The sequence below is a fragment of the Pseudomonas sp. GW456-12-10-14-LB2 genome, from assembly GCF_002884345.1.
In the GTDB taxonomy this organism is placed as follows: domain Bacteria; phylum Pseudomonadota; class Gammaproteobacteria; order Pseudomonadales; family Pseudomonadaceae; genus Aquipseudomonas; species Aquipseudomonas paraglycinae.
This window is the reverse complement of the sequence record NZ_POHV01000033.1, coordinates 71,188-77,832: the sequence shown is the minus strand read 5'-3', so window position 1 is coordinate 77,832 and position 6,645 is coordinate 71,188. Positions and strand designations below refer to the sequence as shown.

General features: G+C 61.4%; 5 protein-coding genes. 2 read left to right on the top strand and 3 right to left on the bottom strand.

What is annotated here, in order from left to right; all coding sequences use genetic code 11:
* Positions 1–188: 188 nt before the first annotated feature.
* The 3 genes from C1X29_RS21555 to C1X29_RS21545 all read right to left on the bottom strand — a co-directional run bounded on the left by C1X29_RS21555 (position 189) and on the right by C1X29_RS21545 (position 2,755).
* Positions 189–2,126, bottom strand: coding sequence for a methyl-accepting chemotaxis protein (locus tag C1X29_RS21555; protein WP_102718315.1), 1,938 nt, complete (start codon positions 2,124–2,126; stop codon positions 189–191).
* Between the two features lie 99 nt (positions 2,127–2,225).
* Positions 2,226–2,528 carry a cell division protein ZapA gene (locus tag C1X29_RS21550; protein WP_007952314.1) on the bottom strand — a complete coding sequence of 101 codons (303 nt, stop codon included), beginning with the start codon at positions 2,526–2,528 and terminating at the stop codon, positions 2,226–2,228.
* Positions 2,525–2,755 (bottom strand): hypothetical protein, encoded by a 231-nt coding sequence (locus C1X29_RS21545; RefSeq protein WP_064592964.1) that lies wholly within the window; start codon positions 2,753–2,755, stop codon positions 2,525–2,527. Before C1X29_RS21545 ends, C1X29_RS21550 begins: the two co-directional genes overlap by 4 nt.
* Before the next feature lie 278 nt (positions 2,756–3,033).
* Here C1X29_RS21545 and C1X29_RS21540 point away from each other — a divergent pair, with 278 nt between their 5' ends.
* Together C1X29_RS21540 and C1X29_RS21535 are read left to right on the top strand one after the other, a co-directional pair.
* Complete coding sequence (locus tag C1X29_RS21540; RefSeq protein WP_085746446.1) at positions 3,034–4,659, top strand: methyl-accepting chemotaxis protein; 1,626 nt, start codon at positions 3,034–3,036, stop codon at positions 4,657–4,659.
* A gap of 233 nt (positions 4,660–4,892) precedes the next feature.
* Positions 4,893–6,635: a potassium/proton antiporter gene (locus C1X29_RS21535; RefSeq protein WP_007952327.1), complete on the top strand. Its 1,743-nt coding sequence runs from the start codon at positions 4,893–4,895 to the stop codon at positions 6,633–6,635.
* Positions 6,636–6,645 lie beyond the last annotated feature (10 nt).

Here is a 6,645-nt window from a genome sequence, read left to right as displayed (position 1 = left end):
GAGGGAGAGGGAGCCGACCGAGGTGTCTTGCGCCGTACATCGACCTGAAAAACCGATTTGATTATGGATTCGGCGAAGCACTTTCAGGTCGACGCATCTCCAGAGCATCCCCCAATCGGTCCCCTCTCCCTCCGGGCGGTCCGACGTTTCGGGAGGGTTAGGGTGAGGGGCTCTTTGGCTCTTGGCACTCAAACCAACTTGAACCCACCCATCTGCCGCGCCAGATCATCCGCCAGCCGCTGCAACATCTGACAATCCTCGCGACACGCCCGAACCTCCCCCGCCGTCGCCCGGGCCAGATCGGAAATCCCCTGCACGTTACGGTTGATCTCCTCGGTCACAACCGACTGTTCCTCAGTCGCCGTCGCCACCTGATGGTTCATGTCGCTGATGCGCTCGACCTGCCCGGTAATCGCAGTCAAAGAAGCCCCGGTACGCTGGCTCGATTCAACCCCGGTGCCAGTCGCAGCCTGCCCGGTACGCATTGAAGACACAGCATTCTCCGCCCCCTGCTTGAGGCTGCCGATCATCTGCTGAATCTCGTCGGTAGACGCCTGAGTCCGTCGCGCCAAGGTGCGCACTTCATCCGCCACCACCGCAAAACCACGCCCCATATCGCCGGCTCGAGCAGCCTCGATGGCAGCATTCAACGCCAGCAGGTTGGTCTGCTCGGACACCCCGCGAATCACCGCGAGCACCTGATCGATCGACGCCACCTGATGCGCCAGCTCACCCACCGCGCCCGCCGCGACGCCAATTTCATCGGACATACTTTCTATATGGCGAATCGAGCCACCCACCACTTCCCGCGCCTGCATCGCTTCATCTCGGGCAGTTTGTGAAGCGAGCGCCGCGTTGCCGGCGTTCTGGGCAATTTCCTGCACCGTCAGGCCCATTTCGTGGACGGCCGTGGCGACCATGTCGGTCATTTCCTGCTGACGACCGGAACGCTCGGCGGTGTTATCCACAACCCTGGCCACCTGGCCGACGGCAACGCGCAGACGCTCGCTGGTAGTCAGCACTTCGCCGATCATTCCGCGCTGGCTATCAAGGAAACGGTTGAAGCCCCGGGCGAGGTCGCCCAGTTCGTCGGCGCGGCTGGAATCTAACCGATGGGTCAAATCTCCACCGCCGCTACCGATTGCTACCAGCGCAGCTGTTACCTGACGAATCGGTCGCACCAATCCCTGAGCCAGCCAGATCACCAGCGCCAGGCAAACCAGCGCCACCGCCAGACCGATGCCGCTGCTCATCCACATCGCCCGGCGGGCTTCGGCGTAGATCTGCGACTGTGGCACTTCGGCCACCAGGGTCCAGCCAAGATCGCGCAAAGGCAGGCTGAAGGCGAGGAAGTCTTCGCCGTCGCGCTGGAAGCTGCTGTTGGCGGCGACTTTATGGCCCATGACCGCTTGTGCTGCTGCGCCACCGATCTGCTCGCTCAAGGTGCGCTTGCCGCTGAACTGTGCTTCGGGATGGACCTGGATCAAACCGTCGGAACGCACGAGATAGACCTTCCCGCGCTCGCCGAAGCTGAAGTTGTGGATCAGCTCCGACAGCTCTTTCATGCTCAATCCAAGACCCGCCACGCCGACCACTTTGCCGGCCTGCTCCACCTTCAAATCAATGAACAGTGCCAGCTCTCCGGTGGCCCCGTCGTTGTCGATGTTGAGAGTTCGCGGCTGATTGCTGTCGAGGAAGGAGTAGAACCAGGCATCGGCCGGTTTATCGCGACTCAGGGTGCGATCCAGGCCTTTTTCAGTGATGTAGTGATTGGATTCGGTGCCGATGATCAGCGCGGTAAACGCCTTGTGTTCGGCGCGGATACCTTCCAGATACTGCGCGAAGCCCGCCGTTTTGGCGGAGTCTTCACCATTGGCCAGCCAGTCGCGGACCATGGTGTTGCTGGCGATGTCCTTGGCGGCGGTAAGGGGCTGAACGAGGATTCGTTCGATGTCGTTGCGCGTCGCTTCGATGCTCGACGGCAGCGCCTGTTCGACCAGATAGCTCTGGGCGAGGCGGTTGACCACCAGGGTATAAATGCCAACCACGATCAGAATGCTGACCAGCAGGGCGGTGCCCATACCGAGGATCAGCTGCCATTGAATACTGCGACGCCAGAACTGCATGGAGCACCCCCAAAGAATAAGAGGCTGAAACACTGCAACAGCCGTGCCGATTGTATACAGCGCAATCGACAATCTTATTCTTTGGTTGTGCGCAACCCATCAACCCTGATTGATGGTCTTGGCGATGGTCTCGACCGTGGCGCTGACTTGCTCTTGGTAACGCTCGAGTTCTTCCTGATGCTGTTTCTTCATTTCAATCTGCTGCGAGCACAGATTCATCGCCGCCAGCACCAGCAGGCGGTCGCCGATCAGGGTCGGGTATTTGCGCTTGGTATCGGCCAGCGCGGCCTTGAGCATCAATGCGGCGTCCAGCAGGGTCTGTTCTTCCCCGGCCGGTGCCTTGATCGAATAGTCCTCCCCCATGATGGAGATGACTTTTACCCCTGCTGTGCCGTGGTTCATGCGCTGACAGGACCTGCGTTGACGCGATCAACCAGGGCCTGGATGCGCGCGGCGGTGGCGCCGTGCTTTTCTTCCTGTTCCATCAGGCTCAGTTGCAGGCTTTCGTTTTCATCCTTGGCCTGGGCCAGTTCCGTGGACAGGGTCTGGTTGGTTTGCGACAGGGTCTGGTTTTGTTGCACCAGGTCGCTGACGAGCTGTTCCAATTGGCTGAGGGATGCTTCCAACATTTTGATCTTCCGGGGCTTTTTCAAAGGGCGCGTACGATAAAGAAAAGTCGTCGTTGACGCCAGGGTTAAACCGGCGCAAGGCCTTGATTTTCCTGGCGGCTCGACCGTTCTTGCGAGTCTTAGAGACTGCCATCTGCCAATCTGGTTCCTGCACTTCGTCGCTTGCGTGCGGATGCGACAAATACGCGCACCGACTCAAGACTTTAGTCGTATGACCGATAAGTCACCCAACAGCAGTCTCAGCCCGCATGGATGCGGCCCTTCCTGGTATACGCCCCATGTCCCTTCGCAATATGAATATCGCCCCCCGGGCGTTCACCGGCTTCGCCCTGATCGGCGGCCTGATGCTGATTCTCGGTGTGTTCGCCCTGAACCAGATGAGCAAGATCCGCGCAGCAGGCGAAGACATCGCCACCGCCAGCGTGCCTTCGATCAAGGCCCTCGACGAATTCACCCAGTTGACCCTGCGCCTGCGCGTGCTGTCGTATCGGTTGCTGATCAACCGCGAGCCAGACGTCCAGCAAAAAACCATCGAGCTGTTCGATTTGCGCAACCGGCAGATCACCGACGCGCAACGCGCCTACGAGCCGCTGATCGATGGCCCGCAAGAACGCGCGGCTTACGATCAGTACGTGCAGTTGCTGGCACAGTACCGCCAGCTCGAAGACCGGATGAAGACTCTGTCACGCAACAATCAGATCGACGAACTGCGGCAGATGCTCAACACCGATTTGCTCGCCAATTCCGAAGCGGTGAATACCGCTCTCGCGCGTTTGCTGGAGATCAACACCCAACAGATCGCCGAGACCAATCAGGGCGCCACGGATCAGTATTCGATGTCGTTCAATCTGGTCGTGACCCTGTTGATCATCGCCACCGGCCTGACCTTCCTGTTCGCCTGGTTGTTGACCAGCAGCATCACCAAGCCAATCGCCAAGGCACTCGATGCAGCGGAAACCATCGCCGAAGGCAACCTGACCCAGCCGATCCACGTGGACGGCACCGACGAAGCCGGGCGCCTGCTGGCGGCCATGGCCAAGATGCAGTCGAAGCTGCGCGACACCCTGCAGCGGATTTCCGGCTCGGCCACCCAACTGGCCTCCGCCGCCGAAGAGCTGAACAGCGTCACCGACGAAAGCGCCCGAGGCCTGACCCAGCAGAACAACGAAATCGAGCAGGCCGCCACGGCGGTCAACGAGATGACCAGCGCGGTGGAAGAAGTTGCACGCAACGCCGTCAGCACCTCGGAAGCTTCGAAGAACGCCACCACCTCCGCCGGCGACGGCCGCGATCTGGTGCAGGAAACCGTCAGCGCCATCGAACGCATGAGCGCCGATGTGCAGAGCACCGCGACCCTGATCGGCGACCTGGCCAACGAATCCCGCGACATCGGCAAGGTGCTGGACGTGATCCGTGGCCTGGCTGACCAGACCAACCTGCTGGCATTGAACGCCGCGATCGAAGCGGCCCGTGCCGGTGAAGCCGGTCGTGGTTTTGCCGTGGTGGCTGACGAAGTCCGTGCCCTGGCGCACCGCACCCAGCAGTCGACCAGCGAAATCGAGCGCATGATCGGCAGCATCCAGAGCGGCACCGAACACGCCGTGGATTCGATGCGCAACAGCACCGAGCGCGCCGAGTCGACCCTGAACATCGCCCGTGGCGCCGGTCTGTCGCTGGACACCATCAACACGGCCATCGTCGAAATCAACGAGCGCAACCTGGTGATCGCCAGCGCCGCCGAAGAGCAGGCGCAAGTGGCGCGGGAAGTGGATCGCAACCTGGTGAACATCCGCGATCTGTCGGTGCAGTCGGCGACCGGCGCGAATCAGACCAGTGCGGCGAGTAACGAGCTGTCGCGCCTGGCGCTGGATCTGAACAATATGGTTGGGCGGTTTAGCCTCTAACCCTCTGCGTTGATCGTTCCCACGCTCTGCGTGGGAATGCAGCCCGGGACGCTCCGCGTCCCAGAAGCGGACGCAGAGCGTCCATTAAGGCATTCCCACGCGGAGCGTGGGAACGATCATGCGCCAAGCTGAAAAACCTTTTTGACAGCATCACATTTCAACAGGTTAGAATCGCTGGCACGCAGACTGCATGGTCAGTTTGTGCCCGTCTTTCCGCTTCTGGAGTACTGCCTTTGAATGCGACGACCATCAACAGCCTGTTCTTGATCGGCGCGTTGCTGGTAGGCGCAAGCATTCTTGTCAGCTCCCTTTCTTCCCGTCTCGGCATCCCGATTCTGGTGATCATCCTCGCGGTCGGCATGACTGCCGGGGTCGATGGCGGCGGCATCATTTTCGATAACTACCCGACGGCCTATCTGGTCGGCAACCTCGCGCTGGCGGTGATCCTGCTCGACGGCGGCTTGCGCACCCGGGTGTCCAGTTTCCGCGTGGCCCTATGGCCGGCTTTGTCGCTGGCGACGGTCGGGGTACTCATCACCACCGGCCTCACCGGCATGGCCGCCGCGTGGTTGTTCGATCTCAACCTTATTCAAGGCCTGCTGATCGGCGCCATCGTCGGTTCCACGGATGCCGCGGCGGTGTTCTCGCTGCTTGGCGGCAAGGGCCTGAACGAGCGGGTGACCGCCAGCCTGGAAATCGAATCCGGCAGTAACGACCCGATGGCGGTGTTCCTCACGGTAACCCTGATCGACATGCTCGCCAGCGGCCAGACCGGCCTGCACTGGAGCCTGTTGACCCACCTGATCCGCGAGTTCGGCATCGGTGGGGTGATCGGTCTGGGCGGTGGCTGGCTGATGCTGCAACTGGTCAACCGGATCAATCTGGCGGCCGGTCTGTATCCGATCTTGGTGATCGCCGGCGGTCTGGTGGTGTTCGCCCTGACCAACGCCCTGCACGGCAGCGGTTTCCTCGCCGTGTACCTGTGCGGTCTGGTGATCGGCAACCGGCCGGTGCGCAGCCGGCACGGCATTCTGCACATGCTCGACGGCATGGCGTGGCTGGCGCAGATCGGCATGTTCCTGGTGCTGGGGCTGCTGGTCACTCCGCATGATCTGCTGCCGATCGCCTTGCCGGCGCTGGGTCTGGCGCTGTGGATGATTCTGTTCGCGCGGCCGCTGTCGGTGCTGGTCGGGTTGCTGCCGTTCAAGGCCTTCCACGGTCGCGAGAAAGCCTTCATTTCCTGGGTCGGCCTGCGTGGCGCGGTACCGATCATTCTGGCGGTATTCCCGCTGATGGCCGGGCTGCCGAATGCGCAGCTGTACTTCAACCTCGCGTTCTTCATCGTGCTGGTGTCGCTCCTGGTGCAGGGCACGAGCCTGCCGTGGGTGGCCAAGCTGCTCAAGGTGACGGTACCGCCGGAGCCGGCGCCGATTTCCCGCGCCGCCCTCGAAGTGCACGTCACCAGCGAGTGGGAACTGTTCGTTTACAAGCTCGGCGCGGAAAAATGGTGCATCGGTTCGCCCCTGCGCGAACTGAAAATGCCCGAAGGCACCCGTATCGCCGCCCTGTTTCGCGGCCAGCAACTGCTCCATCCGTCGGGTAGTACGGTGCTGGAAGTCGATGATTTGCTGTGTGTTATCGGCCATGAACACAACCTTCCGGCCCTCGGAAAACTGTTCAGCCAGGCGCCGCAACGCGGCCTCGATCTGCGCTTCTTCGGCGACTTCGTGCTCGAAGGAGATGCCCAGCTCAAAGCGGTTGCCGCCCTGTACGGCCTGCCCGCCGAAGGCATCGATCCGGACATGACCCTGGGCCACTTCATTGCCCAGAAAGTCGGCGGTGCACCTATCGTTGGCGACCAGGTGGAATGGAACAACACCCACTGGACGGTTGCGGTCATGGACGGGAACAAGATCGGCAAAGTGGGCGTCAGATTCCCCGAAGGAAGTCGCCCGGGCCCCGGGCTCTTCCTCTAAACTGCGTCCA